General features: G+C 44.5%; 14 protein-coding genes. 11 read left to right on the top strand and 3 right to left on the bottom strand.

The window, feature by feature from the left end:
* Positions 1–202 precede the first annotated feature (202 nt).
* The 5 genes from H3S83_RS03615 (at position 203) to H3S83_RS03595 (ending at position 5,405) form a co-directional block, all read left to right on the top strand.
* The gene (locus H3S83_RS03615) at positions 203–1,030 is read left to right on the top strand and encodes an ABC transporter ATP-binding protein (RefSeq protein ID WP_198238948.1); all 828 of its coding nucleotides are present in this window, start codon (positions 203–205) and stop codon (positions 1,028–1,030) included.
* Positions 1,027–1,818 (top strand): ABC transporter permease, encoded by a 792-nt coding sequence (locus H3S83_RS03610; RefSeq protein ID WP_198238947.1) that lies wholly within the window; start codon positions 1,027–1,029, stop codon positions 1,816–1,818. Before H3S83_RS03615 ends, H3S83_RS03610 begins: the two co-directional genes overlap by 4 nt.
* A gap of 44 nt (positions 1,819–1,862) precedes the next feature.
* Positions 1,863–2,909, top strand: a complete 1,047-nt coding sequence (locus H3S83_RS03605) for an ABC transporter substrate-binding protein (RefSeq protein WP_198238946.1) — start codon at positions 1,863–1,865, stop codon at positions 2,907–2,909.
* An 89-nt stretch (positions 2,910–2,998) separates the two neighbouring features.
* Positions 2,999–3,829, top strand: coding sequence for a MaoC family dehydratase N-terminal domain-containing protein (locus H3S83_RS03600; RefSeq protein ID WP_198238945.1), 831 nt, complete (start codon positions 2,999–3,001; stop codon positions 3,827–3,829).
* A 595-nt stretch (positions 3,830–4,424) separates the two neighbouring features.
* Positions 4,425–5,405, top strand: coding sequence for an aldo/keto reductase (locus tag H3S83_RS03595; RefSeq protein ID WP_198238944.1), 981 nt, complete (start codon positions 4,425–4,427; stop codon positions 5,403–5,405).
* On the opposite strand, the gene H3S83_RS11555 is transcribed toward H3S83_RS03595, so the two are convergent.
* On the bottom strand, positions 5,393–5,518 hold the full coding sequence (locus tag H3S83_RS11555) for a hypothetical protein (RefSeq protein ID WP_255520564.1): 126 nt from the start codon (positions 5,516–5,518) through the stop codon (positions 5,393–5,395). The two genes, H3S83_RS03595 and H3S83_RS11555, sit on opposite strands and share 13 nt — an antisense overlap.
* 308 nt (positions 5,519–5,826) lie before the next feature.
* Here H3S83_RS11555 and H3S83_RS03590 point away from each other — a divergent pair, with 308 nt between their 5' ends.
* Genes H3S83_RS03590 through H3S83_RS03580 form a run of 3 tightly spaced genes read left to right on the top strand, consistent with a single transcriptional unit; the run spans position 5,827 to position 9,185 of the window.
* On the top strand, positions 5,827–6,576 hold the full coding sequence (locus tag H3S83_RS03590) for an electron transfer flavoprotein subunit beta/FixA family protein (protein ID WP_198233109.1): 750 nt from the start codon (positions 5,827–5,829) through the stop codon (positions 6,574–6,576).
* A 22-nt stretch (positions 6,577–6,598) separates the two neighbouring features.
* Positions 6,599–7,528 (top strand): electron transfer flavoprotein subunit alpha/FixB family protein, encoded by a 930-nt coding sequence (locus H3S83_RS03585; protein ID WP_078039081.1) that lies wholly within the window; start codon positions 6,599–6,601, stop codon positions 7,526–7,528.
* 1 nt (position 7,529) lies between these two features.
* Positions 7,530–9,185: an electron transfer flavoprotein-ubiquinone oxidoreductase gene (locus H3S83_RS03580; protein ID WP_198238943.1), complete on the top strand. Its 1,656-nt coding sequence runs from the start codon at positions 7,530–7,532 to the stop codon at positions 9,183–9,185.
* 416 nt (positions 9,186–9,601) lie between these two features.
* On the opposite strand, the gene H3S83_RS03575 is transcribed toward H3S83_RS03580, so the two are convergent.
* Entirely contained in the window at positions 9,602–10,303 is a 702-nt protein-coding gene (locus tag H3S83_RS03575; RefSeq protein WP_198238942.1) for a glutamine amidotransferase, read from the bottom strand.
* A 537-nt stretch (positions 10,304–10,840) separates the two neighbouring features.
* Here H3S83_RS03575 and H3S83_RS03570 point away from each other — a divergent pair.
* From H3S83_RS03570 to H3S83_RS03560, 3 genes are all read left to right on the top strand, one after another.
* Positions 10,841–12,253, top strand: coding sequence for an aspartate aminotransferase family protein (locus H3S83_RS03570; RefSeq protein WP_077970405.1), 1,413 nt, complete (start codon positions 10,841–10,843; stop codon positions 12,251–12,253).
* Between the two features lie 218 nt (positions 12,254–12,471).
* The gene (locus H3S83_RS03565) at positions 12,472–13,569 is read left to right on the top strand and encodes a GNAT family N-acetyltransferase (protein ID WP_198238941.1); all 1,098 of its coding nucleotides are present in this window, start codon (positions 12,472–12,474) and stop codon (positions 13,567–13,569) included.
* Entirely contained in the window at positions 13,569–14,444 is an 876-nt protein-coding gene (locus H3S83_RS03560) for an arginase family protein (protein WP_198238940.1), read from the top strand. Before H3S83_RS03565 ends, H3S83_RS03560 begins: the two co-directional genes overlap by 1 nt.
* A gap of 44 nt (positions 14,445–14,488) precedes the next feature.
* Here the strand turns inward: H3S83_RS03560 and H3S83_RS03555 are convergent, their stop codons facing one another.
* Positions 14,489–15,838 (bottom strand): ATP-binding protein, encoded by a 1,350-nt coding sequence (locus tag H3S83_RS03555; protein WP_198238939.1) that lies wholly within the window; start codon positions 15,836–15,838, stop codon positions 14,489–14,491.
* Between the last annotated feature and the right edge of the window lie 179 nt (positions 15,839–16,017).

Here is a 16,017-nt window from a genome sequence, read left to right as displayed (position 1 = left end):
CCCGCTTTAACCGCACCTACAATGCTTCTTCAACAAGAGGCACCACGTAATTTTATTTCGTATAAGGAACTCAAAATTTTTCATATTTTACTTGAAAAACGCGTTTTTTTAATTTTTCTTTTATCCTGATAGCCGATGTGGCAAACGAAAAACCAATGGAAATGCGATTTGCTGCATCACAATGAAATTATGGAATAAAAGAATGCCTGAAGGAACAGAACAATATCAATCCGGCGCAATAACTCTTCCACCAGCCGTCAAACTCGATGATGTAAGCGTGGTTTTCAACAATTTCACGGCTGTAAAAAAGGCTGATCTTGAAGTACCGGCAGGACAGTTTTTAGCAATTGTCGGCCCGACCGGATGCGGAAAATCGACTTTGCTCAATGTTGCAGCAGGACTCTTGCCACCTGCACATGGCACATGCGAGATATTCGGTCATCCTCTTTCAGGCATCAATCACGAAGCCGGTTACCTTTTCCAGTCTGATTCATTAATGCCGTGGAAAACGGCAATTGATAATATTGCAATCGGTCTGGAAATCCGCGGTGTCAAAAGACAGGATGCATTAAACCAATCCAGAGAATGGCTTGCCCGTGTCGGACTCCAAGCATTCGGCAACCGCTATCCGCACCAATTATCGGGCGGACAAAGAAAGCGCATCGGACTTGCACAGGTTTTAATTCTCAATCCCAAGCTTATTTTAATGGATGAGCCGTTCGGACCGCTCGACGCACAAACACGGGTTCTGATGGGCGATCTCCTTTTGAAATTATGGTCGAAAGACCGCAAGGCCGTGATGTTTGTGACACATGATCTGGAAGAAGCAATTACCCTTGCCGATCGCGTTATTATTATTTCGGCGGGACCTGCTTCACATGTCAAAGGTGATTATCTCATCAATTTACCGCGCCCGCGCAATTTACAGGAAATCCGGCTCACGGCCGAATTTGCCGAAATCCACCGGACGTTATGGAACGATCTTAAAGAAGAGGTGCTCAAAGCCTATGAACAAGGAGATAAATCATGAACCGTCTGAAGATTTTTCTGTTACAGCTTTCGGTTGCTATTATCTTCTTCTTTCTGTGGGAAATAGGAACAACTGTTCCGCTTTTTAACGGAAAACCCGTTCTGCCGCCCTTCTTCTTTTCAACACCGATTGATATTTTCAAACGCATTGGCCTTGATTTCCAGAGCGGTAAAGTCTGGTATCATTTATGGATTACGCTGCTTGAAACAATTTTGGCTTTCGCGATCGGTGCAGGTGGCGGCATTCTGTTGGGGTTCTGGTTTGCACAAAAGAAAATGCTGGCTGCGGTTTTTGACCCTTATATCAAAGCGGCAAATGCTTTGCCGCGCGTCGTTCTGGCACCGATTTTCGCGCTGTGGTTCGGGCTTGGCATATGGTCCAAGGTTGCACTCGGCTTTACACTTGTGTTTTTCGTTGTGTTTTTCAACGTTTACCAAGGGGTAAGAGAAGTCAATCCGACTATTCTTGCAAATGCCCGTATGATCGGCATGAACGAGCGGCAATTATTGCGCCACGTTTATCTCCCCTCTGCCATGACATGGGTGTTCTCTTCGCTTCATACATCTGTCGGCTTTGCTATGGTGGGTGCAGTTGTCGGAGAATATCTTGGCGCATCTGCCGGTCTTGGTTATCTTATTTCGCAAGCAGAAGGTGTTTTTGATGTCACCGGCGTTTTTTCAGGTATGTTAATTCTCACCATTTTTGTTATTCTGATCGACATTCTCGTCAGTATGATCGAAAAACGGCTTCTGATCTGGCGGGCAGACCCGCGTGACAAACAATCTTGAGAAAAAGCAATCTTGAGAAGAAAACAATCTTGAGGAGAAAGCTTATGAAATTCCGTTCCCATTTCAGAAAATTCATCTTTCGATTGGGTCTAATGCTCGCCGTTTTGTCCGTCACACTCACGGGAAATGCTTTTGCCAATGACGAACCGGAAAAGAAAGACATCACTTTAAGCGTGGGCGGTGCACCACTTTTCTATTATTTGCCCTTGGCCATTGCCTCGCAAAAAGGCTTTTTCAAAGAAGAAGGACTGGATGTCAAAGTGGTGGATTTGAAAGGCGGTTCACAATCGCTTCAGGCACTTCTGGGAGGGTCGGCCGATGTGACGACCGGCGCTTACGATCAGGTCATTCGTATGCATTCCAAAGGTCAAGATGTCCGTGCCGTGCTGGAACTTGACCGTTATCCGGCAATTGTGCTTGCAGTCCGCGCCGATCTGAAAGACAAGGTAAAAAAGGTCGGCGATCTTAAAGGAATGAAAATCGGCGTTACAGCACCTGGTTCTTCAACAAACAATTTTCTCAATTATTTGCTCGATAAAGATGGCGTCAAACCGGATGAAGTTTCAGTGATCGGCACCGGAGCCGGTGCAACAGCGATAGCAGCAATGAAACGCGGCGAAATTGATGCCATTGTCAATCTTGACCCTGTGATCTCGACCTTGATGCACGACAATTCGGTTTTCATTCTTGTCGACACAAGAACCGAAGCGGACATGGAAAAAATATTCGGCACACGCACAATGTCTTCCGGTGTCCTTTATACAAAAAAGGACTTTATCGACAACTATCCGAACACTGTCCAACATATCACCAACGCTTTCGTAAAAGCCTTGACATGGTTACAAACAGCAACACCGGATGATGTCGCCAATGCTGTTCCGCCAGAATATATCGGTAATAATCGCGAAGTTTATCTGGAAGCCGTCAAAAATTCGCTTCCTTCCTATTCGCATGACGGCATGATTTCGAGAGGAAGTCAGGAAGCAACTTTGACGCTTCTTTCCTATGACAAAACAATCGACGCAAATAAAATTGATTTGTCGCAAACTTTCGATGATCGTTTTGTCAAAAAAGCACTTGAAAACCATTAACATTTGAAAGCCGGATATAATTTATTATCCGGCTTGTTGTTGAATTGATTTTTTAATAAAAATCTCGAAAAACTGGCGGAGGAGATAAATTGGCAAATTTTATCGATTGGGTAGGAAAAACAGAAACGATCGAGGATGTGATCGATTATGTGCTGGTGGGCCGCATGGCCGCCACACTTGGCACAAAGCTTCCCGAGAGAACAGGTCCTCTGCCACATTTATGGCATTGGATGTATTTTCAGCCAACGCTTTCCTTTCATTCATTAGGTGAAGACGGGCATCCCTCGCGGGGAGAATTTTTGCCTCCGGCAGAAAATCTCAACCGGATGTGGGCTGGCGGAAGGCTGAAATTTTTCCACCCTCTGATTATCGGAGAGCCTGCGAAACGTATATCGACTATCCGTAAGATTACCGAAAAGCAAGGCAGAAGCGGAAAACTTCTCTTTGTAACTGTCGAACATAAACATATTCAAAACGGTGAAACCGCAGTTCAAGAAGAGCAGGATATCGTTTATCGGGAACCGACAAAATTTGTGAATAAAAAATCGACACCTTGTCCTCACGGCCAATGGTCAGAAACACATGAAGCCAATAGTGTCACTTTATTCCGTTATTCGGCAGTGACTTTCAATGCCCACCGCATCCATTATGATTATCCCTATGTTACCGATAAAGAAGGCTATCCCGGCTTGCTGGTACAAGGCCAATTACTGGCAACTTTAGCACTTCAGGCTTTCAAAAATGCCAATCCGGATACGAGACTATCAAGCTTTTCCTTCCGCAGCCAAAGGCCAATTTTTTGTCCGGATAAATTTATAACGGCCGGTCAAAAAACAAGCACCGGCAAAGCCGACCTTTGGGTGGGGAATGAAAACGGCATTGCACAATCAAGCAGCGTCGAATTCACGCTTGAACACTAAAATTCTTCTCCAAAATAGCATCTTTCAAGAGATCGGTTCTCTGAAGATTGCCGATCTTCCGCTCTCTGTCGGTCACATTTTTAATTTCATACCGGTTTTATGGTGATGACCAAGTTTGGTTTAATATCCAAGTCTTACAATTTTCTTCGCTTTCTTATCTATTGCTAGAAAGAATTTTGGATTTGTTATCTCGACATTACCGGCTCTCCGCAGGGTCTTCGGTTACCCGACTTATATCCAATATATGAATAGCATTCATAATAACATGCGGCTTTTCCCGTCTAAACAGCGCAATGAATTATGTTAGTCTCTTCAAGAACAGCCCGTGGAATTTCATTGGCAAAGCTTGAATGTCGCATAACACTTTTCGATTCAAAAACTCGTTCAAGCGTCCGATCTGATCGGCAAATTTGTCAAATGACAAGGCGCGCTTTGCCAATCGATTTTTCCGTGAAGTTAATAGAAGCAAGAACAAGCGTGCAGAAAACCACGTGAAAGTGTGAGGACCGGTTTCGTCAGGAACTTTACGGAAGTTAGCCCATCCAATCAATCACACTCAATTTTCACGCAATCTGTTCTTAAAGAGGAAAATAAAATGAAATATACTCATCTTGGTCGCACCGGTCTTAAAGTCAGCCGTTTGGCATTGGGGGCGATGAATTTCGGCTATCTAACGGACGAAAAAGAAGCATTCAATATTATGGATGCTGCCGTTGATAATGGCATCAATCTGTTTGACACGGCAGATATTTATGGAACGCGTCAATATCCTGAAATTCCGAAAGGCACCGGAATTTCGGAAGAATTTATCGGCAACTGGATCAAAAACAGCGGCAAACGCGACAAAATTGTTCTTGCCACCAAGCTCTATCAACCGATGGATTATGGCGTAAATGACATGCACCTTTCCGCCTACCATATAAGGCGTGCTTGTGAAGCAAGTCTGAAACGGCTTAAAACCGATCATATCGACCTTTATCAAATGCACCATATCGACCGTGGAACGCCTTGGGACGAGATATGGGAAGCAATGGAGGTTCTCATCACGCAAGGAAAGATTTCCTATGTTGGTTCATCGAATTTCGCCGGCTGGCACATTGCAACAGCTCAAGGCAAAGCCATTGCACGGCATATGCTTGGCCTTGTCAGTGAACAGGACATCTATAATCTCAGAAACCGTGCCATTGAAACCGAAGTTATTCCAGCCTGCCGCTATCACGGTTTGGGTTTGATATTATGGAGCCCACTTGATGGCGGATTGCTCGCCGGTGCGCTTGACAAATTCGAGAGTGGCCGTCGTGCCGATCTTGAAAATGTTGTTGCCGAACACCACGATCAACTCGTTGCCTATGAAGCTTTATGCAAAGAATTGAATGAAAAGCCGGCTGATGTGGCGCTTGCATGGTGTCTCAATAATCCGGTTGTTAGCGCTCCGATTATCGGCCCGAGAACAAAAACCCAGCTAGAAGCAAATTTGAAAGCTGTTGATATTTCTTTGTCAAAGGAAACACTGGATAAACTCGACAAAATTTGGCCGGGTCCAAAAGGCGAAGCGCCCGAAGCTTATGCTTGGTAATCACTATCGAAACCGGATAGAAAAACCGGCACCGCCGACAACCTCTCTTTATCAGGAAAGGCGGCAGTGCCGACAGGTTTGACGGGACGTGTAAGGCGGTTAGGCAAACACATAAGTTCGCCGTCAAATCTTTTTCACTTTGAACATATTGATAAAAAGTTTTTTATCTTTTCCGTTGATAACGGCCAAGCCCGTTTGCTCCCATCAAACTATTAAAATTCGTTTTGATGATAAGCATCTTGAAAATATCAACAATTATGGCAAGCTCGACACTTGAACATTAAACTTTATCCGGAGTTGTCAAGCCCGACAAAAATTGGTTGGATTAAGCCGGTGTTAATTCTATACATTTGATTGTCGACCGAATAACATAACATAAGGGAATGGTAACGATTAGCGGTTCTAGCAAAGGGATAGGCCTATGAAAATATTGGTAGCTGTAAAACGCGTCATAGATTACAACGTCAAACCTCTCGTAAAAAGTGACGGGACAGGCGTCGAACTTGCTAATGTCAAAATGTCGATGAATCCGTTTGACGAAATAGCACTTGAACAAGCTGTTCGTGAAAAAGAAGCCGGTCACGCAAATGAAGTTGTTGCTGTGAGCGTTGGTCCGCAAGCTGCTCAGGATACATTGAGAACAGCTTTGGCGGTCGGTGCTGATCGGGCCATTCTTGTCCAGACTGATGAAGAAGTCGAACCGCTCACGGTTGCTAAAATATTGAAAGCTGTCGTCGAAAATGAGAAACCGGATATGGTTTTCCTCGGCAAACAGGCAATTGACGATGATTCCAACCAGACAGGACAAATGCTTGCAGCATTGCTAGGCTGGGGACAAGCAACTTTCGCTTCGAAAATCGAATTGAAAGATGGCGAAGCCGTTGTAACACGTGAAGTCGACGGCGGCTTGCAAACCGTAGCCGTCAAACTTCCTGCTGTAATGACCGCCGATCTTCGTCTTAACGAACCACGTTACGCTTCTCTGCCTAACATTATGCGGGCACGTAAAAAGCCGATCGAACAGAAAACTCTGGCTGAACTTGGTGTGACCAACAAACAGAGATTAAAAATCCTGAAAGTGGAAGAACCGCAAACCCGCAAGGCCGGTGTAAAAGTCAAAAATGTTGCCGAACTTGTCGAAAAATTGAAACAAGACGCTGGCGTCCTCTGAGCATCAAGGGAAGGATTTATTCATGACCATTCTTTTATTGGCTGAACATAATAATGTTGCCTTGTCAGAACAGACAGCAAAAGCTTTAACCGCAGCCCATGCTATCGGGGGGGACATTGATATCCTCGTTTGCGGGAAAAATGCACAAACGGTTGCTGAGCAAGCTGCAAAACTCGACAATGTCCATAAAGTTCTTCTGGCAGAAGCCGACTATCTCGAACAACAATTGGCCGAACCGGTCGCTGCAACAATTGTTGCTGAAAGCAAAGATTATGATGTCATCATGGCTGCTGCCACGACCAACGGTAAAAATATTATGCCACGGGTGGCAGCATCTCTTGATGTCATGCAAATTTCCGACATTATCGAAGTTGTTTCGCCCGACACATTCAAACGTCCGATTTATGCTGGCAATGCTATCGAAACCGTCCAATCAACGGATGGGAAAAAGGTTATTACGGTTCGTACCGCTTCATTCAAGGCAAAGGCAGGAAATGGTACAGCACCGATTGAAAAAATCACGCCGGCAGCAGACCCGTCCCTGTCACGCTATGTCAGTGAAGAGGTGAAGAAGAGTGACCGGCCGGAACTCACTTCAGCAAAAATAATTGTTTCGGGTGGCCGTGGCCTCGGCTCGGAAGAAAATTTCATGTCCATTCTGCTTCCGCTTGCCGACAAACTCGGTGCTGCTGTGGGTGCAAGCCGTGCAGCCGTCGACGCCGGTTATGCCCCCAATGATTGGCAGGTCGGACAGACCGGAAAAGTTGTCGCACCGGAGCTTTATATCGCTGTTGCGATTTCCGGTGCCATCCAGCACCTTGCAGGCATGAAAGATTCACGCGTCATCGTTGCAATCAACAAGGATGAAGACGCACCGATGATGCATATTGCCGACTATGCATTGGTTGGTGATCTTTTCGACATTATTCCGGAGCTTGAAAAGGCGCTTTGAAATGAATGAATTACCTCCGCGCGAAAGCATGGAATTTGACGTTGTTATTGTCGGCGCCGGTCCGGCAGGCCTTTCGGCTGCTATAAGACTGAAACAGATCAACCCTGATCTTTCGGTTGTTATTGTAGAAAAAGGTGTCGAAGTCGGTGCCCACATTCTGTCCGGTGCTGTTGTCGATCCAATCGGCATTGACACGCTGTTGCCGGATTGGCGCAACGAACAAAACCATCCTTTCACAACGGAGGTAAAAGAAGACCATATTTTCGTGTTGGACGAGACCAAAGCCAAGCAGCTTTCCAACCGGATTATGCCGAAGATTCTCTCCAATCATGGAAAATACATCGTCTCTTTGGGAAATGTTTGCCGGTGGCTTGCCACAAAAGCCGAAGCGCTTGGCGTGGAAATCTACCCTGGTTTTGCTGCCACGGAAGTTCTTTATAACGAAGACGGTGCTGTTACAGGCATTGCAACAGGCGATATGGGGGTTGAAAAAGATGGTAGCCATGGCCCGAATTATATGCGGGGCATGGAGCTTCTTGGCAAATATGTTCTGATTGGTGAGGGAGCACGTGGGTCACTTGCGAAAACGCTCATCAACAAATTCGATCTTGATAAAGGGCGCTCACCCCAGAAATATGGCATAGGCCTGAAAGAATTATGGGAAATCGACCCGTCAAAACATCACGCCGGCCTTGTCCAGCATACATTAGGCTGGCCTCTTGATGACGAAACGGGTGGCGGTTCTTTTCTCTATCACATGGAAAACAACCAGATTGCGGTTGGTTTCGTTGTTCACCTCAATTATAAAAACCCTTACCTTTCTCCGTTTGAAGAATTCCAGCGTTTCAAAACACATCCGGCAATTCGCCCGATATTTGAAGGCGGAAAACGCATTGCCTATGGTGCCCGTGCTCTGACCGAAGGCGGCTGGCAATCCGTCCCGAAATTGACTTTTCCGGGTGGTGCGTTAATCGGTTGTTCCGCCGGTTTCATGAATGTTCCCCGCATAAAGGGCTCGCATAATGCGGTTTTATCCGGCGTTTACGCTGCCAACGCAATTGCAAACGCCATAAAAGCCGGCCGCAGCCATGATGAAATCAGCGAAATTGAAAATGGCTGGCGCGACAGTGCAATCGGAAAAGATCTTTATCCGGTCCGCAACGTAAAGCCGTTATTATCGAAATATGGCACGAAAAGAGGTGTTCAACTGGGCGGCTTTGACATGTGGTGTCAGGCGCTCTTCCACTTTTCGTTTTTCGGCACAATGTCGCATGGTCTACCGGATTATCTTTCTCTTGAACCGGCAGAAAAACACAAACCGATCGACTATCCGAAACCTGATGGCATTGTCAGTTTTGACCGCCTCTCGAGTGTTTTTCTTTCCAATACAAATCACGAAGAGAATGAGCCTTGCCATTTGAAAGTAACCTCGCTCGATGTTCAGGAAAAATCGGAATTGAATATCTATGCCGGTCCCTCGACACGCTATTGTCCGGCGGGCGTTTACGAATGGATAGAAAAGGATGGCAGGGAAACCTATGTCATTAACGCGCAAAACTGCATACATTGCAAGACATGCGACATCAAGGACCCGAACCGGAATATCACATGGACATGTCCACAAGGTGGCGAAGGTCCTGTTTACCCGAATATGTAATTGTGTTTCCCGATAAAGGCCTAAATATTTTAGCGAAATAATTGGCCTTCGGGCTGACAGAACCGGAGAGAACGCCTCATTGAATTATTCTGCTCGGCGAACAGCAGATCGAATAACTTAACGGCTGTTTTCTGATTGATAAAAACCTGAACAGTTATTTCCTTGAATATCATTATAAATAAAATCGAACAAATTTACTTGATGTCGGGGGGATAACATCTCGCAACCGGTTTTAAAAAGAGCGCTTCTTGCTTTACGTAAAAACCACAGCGAAATTTGTGTAAATTTTACAACATAAAGTCTTCAGCAATGAAATTGCCGATATATGAAGCGAAGCAGTCGTTTTGGGCGGAGCTTCAAACATAAATTTCCGTGTTGAAGAAATTGCCTTGTTGACCGAAGGAAGTTTGCAAAAATCAGAGATTTTTCAAAACTTCTTCACACCAGAGATTGAAAATTTTTTCAGCTTTTGTTCTCAAATCCCCTTGGTATTTTTTTGCGTCATTGCGTAGATCAACCGGATCAATTCCGGCTTGCGAAAGCTCTGAGGCATGTCCTACCAACCAATGTTCAAAATAATCAAGATCTGCTTCAAGATGAAATTGTAACGCCAAAATATTTTCATAAGAAAACGCCTGATTGGGACAAATTCCGGTTTCTGCCAAACGCTTCGCCCCTTCCGGAATTTCGAACTCATCACCATGCCAATGAAGAACCGGTGTTGTGCCGATCAATTCAAGCGGACTTTTCTGCCCCTCATCGGTTAATTGCAAGCTCGAAAACCCGATTTCTTTTTTACCCATCGGTTGTACTTTCGCCCCGAGAGCACTTGCAATCAATTGTGCGCCTAAACAGACTCCGATCATCGGTTTTTTGATTTTCAAGGATTTTTCTATGAGCTTTAATTCCTGAGTGATAAAGGGATAGAGTTCACCATCATAAACGCCGATAGGCCCGCCAAGAATAACAACAATATCTGCTTTATTGACCGGAAAAGCCGAAATGTCATCGCGCGTTGCATCAAGGTTTTTCAGTTCATATCCACGTTTGCCAAGAACATTCCCGATCAAACCGGCATTTTCAAATGCGAGATGTTGTAAAACAAGCGCTGTTTTCATTTTATTCTCCGGTAGAACATTATCGGGCTTTTTTGATTATGAAAAATATTAAATAACGAGTGTCAACTATATGAAAGAGGTATCTTCTGCCAACTTAAAAATATTTTTTGAGAAAAATTTCCGGTCTCTCTTATCCGTTTCTTTACTTTCAATTTTTATGCCACTTCCATGAACCGGATTATTGATACGTCATTTTATCGCTGCACCTGTTTACCCCCGGATTTGTAGAAATTATCTCGCCATAAATTTCATTGATTGAAAACGGCTTTATTTTTATTGTCCGGTAAAAATTTACCCTTAACTTTGAAAAAGCCGCCTGTTGTAACTGAAGGTTACAAAAAGCTTCCGCGGCCTTAAAAAAGTGAACTATTTAGCTTTCAAGTTAGAATTTCGAATGCTGGCGAGGGCTTTGTAACCGCATTTTTATGAGCTTTTCGGGCAAAGATAAGTTTTGTTACTAAAGCAAAACACAAACACAACAGCCCTAACTTTTTCGCGCTCTAAAATTCAGACTATCTTTTAGTTTGGAGTGCAAATATGGCAAAACCAGAAAAAATGACAAATTCTGATGCCAAGGCTTTCGAGTCTCGGCTGCTCGCCGATGAAGCAAAATATTGCTCCTTCGGTGATACTGTCCACTACGTAAATCCGCCAAAAGTATTTGCCGGTTGTGAAGGCTCCTATATGTATGATCTCGAAGGTGTCCCTTACCTTGATCTGCAAATGTGGTATTCCGCCTGTAACTTTGGCTACGCAAATCCCCGCCTTGATAATGTTCTGAAAAAGCAGATCGACACTTTACCGCAGGTTGCCAGCCAATATTTGCATCCGACAAAAATCGAATTGGCCAAAATCATTGCCGAGGATATGAAGAAGAAATTCGGCCTTGACGGGCGTATCCATTTCAATGTCGGCGGCTCGCAATGTATTGAAGATTCTCTGAAAGTCGTGCGTAATGCCAAGGCCGGAAAGAGCCTGATGTTTGCCTTTGAAGGTGGCTATCATGGCCGCACATTGGGCGCTTCTTCCATTACATCAAGCTATCGCTATCGCCGTCGTTACGGGCATTTTGGCGAACGCGCCATGTTCTTGCCTTTCCCTTATCCGTTCCGTCGTCCTAAAGGAATGACTGTCGAAGAATATGGCGAACATTGCGTCAACGAATTCGCCCGCCTGTTTGAAACAGAATATAATGGCGTGTGGGATCCGAGAGCAAACGAAACCGAATATGCTGCCTTCTATATCGAGCCTCTTCAGGGGACTGGCGGTTACGTTATTCCGCCGAGAAACTTCTTTAAAGGCATCAAGAAAGTTCTGGACGACCATGGCATTCTTCTTGTCGTTGACGAAATCCAGATGGGATTTTATCGCACAGGCAAATTATGGTCGATTGAACATTTCGGTGTAACCCCTGATATTCTTGTTTTCGCCAAATCGCTCACCAATGGTCTTAATCCTTTGGGTGGCCTTTGGGCGCGTGAAGAATTGATCAACCCGAAAATTTTCCCTCCGGGGTCTACCCATTCAACATTCGCTTCGAATCCGCTCGGAACTGCGCTCGGTGTTGAAGTTTTCCATATGCTTGGTGAAACCGATTATGAAACCATGGTTATGGAAAAGGGCAAACATTTTCTGGAAGGATTGCAAGATCTTCAGAAACGCCATCCGGAAATTGGTGATGTTGACGGTTTGGGCTTGGCCTTGCGTGCCGAAATTTGCACCGAAGATGGCTTCACACCGAACAAAGCGCTTCTTGACCGCATGGTCGACATCGGCCTTTCGGGCGATCTTGACTGGCAGGGCAAAAAAACCGGACTGGTTCTCGATGTCGGTGGCTATTATAAAAACGTCATCACCCTTGCACCGTCGCTTCTCATCACAACAGAAGAAATTGACAAAGCAATTTCACTGCTTGATCAATTGATTACGCGTGCAAAGAAAGAACAATAAAATAACGTCGGACCGGCTTCAATTCCGGTCCGGAAAACCATTCGTGTGAAGGGGGAAATTTCCCCTTCACAGTGTTTTCTAAAATGCTCGCTTCGCATTTTTTGAAATTCCAGGCTTTTTATAAAGCGTGGTGACGACCAGTTCCGTACGAGGTGAAAACGCGTAAGCGAATTTCTATCCGCTTCTTTCAAAACATTTGATGGGTAAACGGGCGAAATATGGATAATCGAAAAGAGACAGACAACGCCATTAAAGCTTGGTCAAACAAGCTTGAACCCGATTATCTTTTAAGCGATTTTCTGCGCCACCCGCCTGTTGATTTCAAAGCCGATATTTCTCGAGCTGGACTTCCGGTTTTTGCAGCTCTCTTTGATCTCACAACGACAATGGATAATGAAGATCAAAAGCGTTTAAAAAAAATACCTTTCTATAAATTCTGGTCACGGCTGTTGAAATATAAAACATTGTTTGTCGGCACAACTGTATCGGAATTTTCGCCGCTGCCCACACCTTTTAATGCAACTCAAGTGGCGCTTTTTTTGAAAGAAAAAGAAGGCAAAAATTATCCGCTTGTCATCGTTAAAGATTTGCCCTCCCCTTCGCCATTATTATCCGATGAAGATGCAAAAAAAACTGCGGATTTTCTTGAAAAATTGGAACAGGCGGGCTTTATTTCTGTTGCCGGACAAGCGCTTGCCTATGTACCGGTCGATTATTCATCACGGGATGATTTTCTTGTCCGTTTTTCGAAAAATCGCCGCAAGGATTTTCGTCGGAAATTGCGTGCGATGGAAAATCTGGAGATTGAGGTTTTAACCGCCAACTCGCCTTATCTTCAAAGTGATGAAGTGATCAAACACTTCTACCAGCTTTATTTACAGGTCTTTCAACAGAGCGAAATCCATTTCGATCTCTTGAGTGAAGAGTTTTTTTACGATTTGTTACATACGGACGACGAAAGCCTGCGGGTTATTGTCTATAATAAAAGTGGCAAGCTCATCGGTTACAATATCTGTTTTGCCTATAAAGACATGCTTGTCGATAAATATATCGGCTTCGATTACCCGCTTGCAACCGACAATAATCTCTATTTCATAAGCTGGTTTTTCAATCTTGAATATGCCCGCCTCAACGGTTTCAAATATTATGTTGCCGGTTGGACCGATCCTGAAATCAAAGCCTATCTTGGCGCAAAATTCGTTTATACACGCCATGCTGTCTATATCCGCAATCCTTTGTTGCGAGGGATATTGAAGCACTTCCGGCATCATTTCGAAAGTGATGCCCATCTTGAACTTCAAGGAGACCAAAACTGATGAAAAATCCGGTTGTCCTCGATTTTGATAATAGTGTGGGAACATTCGACAGTTCCATCAATATCGATTTAAGCGGATGGCAAGACCGTATCCGTTACGCCACGACTTTTGCCAATTTTCGTAAGCTCGAAATGGAACTTGAAAAACAAATGCCGGAAACTTGTGGACCGGTCTTTCTTGGAAGTGGTGATTATCACCATGTGAGCCAATTATTGGTAAAGCATTGTCACAAACATTTAAAACAAGAATCTTTAACGCTCATTGTGATTGATAATCATCCCGACAATATGCGTTATCCTTTCGGTATCCATTGCGGTTCATGGATCAGCCATGCTGCGTCATTGCCGTTCGTCGACCATGTTCATGTTGTCGGCATTACCTCTGGCGATATTGGTGTGAAACACGCTGTCGAAAACCGCTTGAAGCCGCTTATGTCCAACAAATTGACCTATTGGTCGACAAAAGTGGATGTGAGCTGGGCAAATATTCTGGGCTTGAAAAATGCTTTCCAGACATTTGCCAATGTCGATGACATGATGTCAGCCTTTATCAGCAGCATTTATAAAGAAAATCTTCCCGTTTATCTCTCGATCGACAAGGATGCGCTCTCGCCGCAATTTATCCATACAAATTGGGATCAGGGCGAGATGGAGCCGCGGCATTTGACCGACCTTATCACCAATATCGGTTCCAGACTTAGAGCCTGTGATATTACCGGAGAAGTTTCCAATTACACTTATCACAGTTTCTGGAAAAGTCTTTTAAGTAAACTTGACGGGCAAACAAGCCTTTCCAACGAACTGGTTACAAAGTGGCAAAAAGAACAGCATGAGTTGAATAGCAAACTCATTGAAACGCTTTCCGCTTATCTTTAAAAAGCGTATTTTTCAAGAAAGCGCGTATTTTTCAGGCGCTCTCTCTAAAGCCCGAAGCGCATGACAAAACGTGCGCCTCCTAAGCGGCTTGAAAGGACAAAAGCCGAACCATGGTGAAGCTCCGCAATAGCACGCACGAAAGAAAGACCAACCCCATATCCCTCATGTGAGCCGGATTTATCATTATCAAGCCGGAAAAAAGGCGAGAATATTTCTTCTCTGACGCTTTCCGCTACCCCCGGTCCATCATCATCGAATTCGAAAATCAGCGCATCATCCTGTTTATAAACATGGATGTAAACCTTTGAACGGGCATATTTGAAAGCGTTCAGAATGATATTGCGAAACGCCATTGCAGCCAATTTCGGGTCAATAAAACTATCCACATTGGCAATATTATAACTGACTTCGAATCCCTTCGGCTTCAACAATGACAGATCATCAATGATGTTTTCTGCCCAACGCTTGATATGGACATTTTCAAGCTTTGTCGGCATGTTTTTGTTGTTCATACGGAAATAATCGAGCGATATTTTTATCAATTGCTCAAGCTCGTCTATATCCTTGTCAATTCCTGCATAAAGCTTCTTTTTTTCTTCCGGGTCGGAATCTTCCAACATGCTTAAACCAAAGCGCAATCGGGCGAGAGGTGTGCGGAATTCATGCGCCATAGCATGCATCATGGTACGGCTATGACCGACGAGAAGCTCAAGACGGGTTGCCATATCATTGATAACATGGCCAATCATTTTTAACGGTTCGCTACGAATTTTCGGAACACGTGCTGTCAAATTTCCTTCGCCTAACGCATTGGCTGTCAATCTGATTGCTCGCGCTTCACGCCACAATGTGGAAAAAGCAAAATATAAAATGGCAAAAAACAGCAGAGCGTTGACAATTGTGAGCAGTGCCAGAAGGATGAAAATTGCGCTGGCATTGGCATCATTAATGTCGGTTGTAACGAGTGGCCCCAGTTTCAGATAGCCGCCTGAATTGAGTTTTGCATAGATATGATCATCTTCATCATCATAAGCGAGGTCATAGGATTTCAATTGCTCTTTCACATCATCCGAAAAATGGTCGGGCTTTTCGATATAAGCGAGGCGAAAATGAAAATGCGGCTGCAATTCTTGCAGCACATCAGATGGCTTTTTCAACGGCTCGTTCGCAATTGCCTGATCAATCATGTAGACGGTGCCCTGATGGGCATCGCGTTCAATATCCGCGTCGTCAATAATGCCGGTCCAGTTGGCAGGCAAAGCAAGAAACAATTGCAATGTTCCGTAAGCAACGCCACCTTGCAAGAAGAACAAAATGATAAGCACACTGATCGAGCGTAAAATGACCATGCGGCGACGGCTTTTTTGTAGCCCATCATGTTCTTCGTTCGTCATAGCATTTCACCAATCATTGCCGCCATTCGCATTTTTCACGTAATTCCGCTTATCTTTCCCAAAGATTATAGCCCGAACATCCACTTTTTAAATCATTGGCAGATTTTATGCCATTTTGTCAGCAGCTTCATACTATCAATTTTACGCAGGATCCGCTCCTCATTCCTGCCTATTGCTTC

This window comes from Bartonella sp. W8122, assembly GCF_016102485.1.
Classification (GTDB): domain Bacteria; phylum Pseudomonadota; class Alphaproteobacteria; order Rhizobiales; family Rhizobiaceae; genus Bartonella; species Bartonella apihabitans.
This window is presented reverse-complemented; position numbering and strand designations above follow the sequence as displayed.